Raw genomic sequence first — 1,347 nt, 5'->3', positions numbered from 1 at the left:
TGTTATCGTTTTTAAAAGCTATGATCATCTTTTGTATGATTTCTTCTGAGATTCCTCTACATTCTGTTAAATAATATCTAGCCAGACTGCAGTTAGAATCTTCTACTCTCTTTAAAGGATAATAAAATGGTCTCTCTCTTTTTTCTTGAACAGCTTCTTTTTGAAAAGGTTCTTCAGAAAGAAAGGCTAGAGCTTCTTTAAAGGAAATTCCCTTAACAAGTCGAACAAAATCAATGACATCACCTTGAATATCTCTTGAAAACCATTTAAAAGTATTGGTAGTTGAAAAAATCCGAAATGAATCGTGTTCAGAATGCTCATAGACACTGGTCGAAACTTGTTTAAAGGAGATACCTAAACGACTTGCTACATCAAGAATTGAAATTTGCTTACATTCTTCTATTTCCATGCAATATCATCATTTTGTCGTAGTATTTGGCAGTGATGGTATTGATGATGATTCTTCTAAAGTTTTAGGAGTTTCCTTATCTAAATCATCCAACCCAGATTTCCAAACCTGTACTTGGTTGACCAATAACTTACCAGGTAGTTTAGAATAGGATAACTTAACTGTTCTTGTTTCTGTCTGATTAGTCTTTGATTGGTTGGCATTCTTTAAATCAGATACATAGGTTACATTATAAGAGACCATGGCAATGGCTTGATTCGTAGTCTGATTGACAAAGATATCAGCTTTTTCAAAATGATAATCCAAAATATAGTCCTTATACACTTGGTTCATGGCATCGTTTTGACTTGTCAATTCTTGAGAATAAGCTGATTCAGTCATATAAGGTTGAATGCGTGTATTATTTTCTCCGAGCTTTTCTTTCGTATAGTACTGTGTCAAAAATTCTTTTACAGTATCCGATGACAAAATACTGGCTTTATCTTCTGCTTGTTTATCTTCCACAAGTTTAGCTGCAGCCAATTCAATCTCTTTGCGACTTTGTTTAGCAGTAGAATGTTGACCAGCAGTATATCCCATCATGAGAATAAAGCTAGTTGCGGCTACTGCTCCAACACTAATTAAGGCTTTAGTTTTGACTTTATTTAACATCTTAGACCTTCTTTCTATAAAAACTAGGTCAAGAATAACAAAAAAGATTTGTAAGTTTTATCACATCACAACGAAAGGTAATTCCTACATTTCTGGCGCAAAATCGTACAGTACAGAGAAAAAATTAAAACCAGCTGTCCTTGGGGTATAATAGACTTATTGGAAAAAATAAAGTGCCATACTGTACTATGCTATACTATAGTTAAGAAAACTATTTACGAAAAACCATGCAACTAACTCCTGAGAACTTTAATTTATTTATTAGTGTCAAAAAGGATACCTTCCCA

The 1,347-nt window shown here is 33.3% G+C and carries 1 protein-coding gene and 1 pseudogene; both read right to left on the bottom strand.

What is annotated here, in order from left to right:
• Nucleotides 1–409 (bottom strand): annotated as a pseudogene (locus K4H96_RS04160) (DNA primase); the annotation flags it as partial.
• A 9-nt stretch (nt 410–418) separates the two neighbouring features.
• Complete coding sequence (locus K4H96_RS04155; RefSeq protein ID WP_049525930.1) at nt 419–1,060, bottom strand: hypothetical protein; 642 nt, start codon at nt 1,058–1,060, stop codon at nt 419–421.
• Nucleotides 1,061–1,347: the final 287 nt, after the last annotated feature.

Origin of the sequence: Streptococcus sanguinis, assembly GCF_020729765.1 — a bacterium.
GTDB classification, from domain to species: domain Bacteria; phylum Bacillota; class Bacilli; order Lactobacillales; family Streptococcaceae; genus Streptococcus; species Streptococcus sanguinis_Q.
This window is presented reverse-complemented; position numbering and strand designations above follow the sequence as displayed.

Excerpts from the sequence above, each read along its gene's own strand:
- K4H96_RS04155 (WP_049525930.1), bottom strand. The coding sequence starts at position 1,060 with ATGTTAAATAAAGTCAAAACTAAAGCCTTAATTAGTGTTGGAGCAGTA.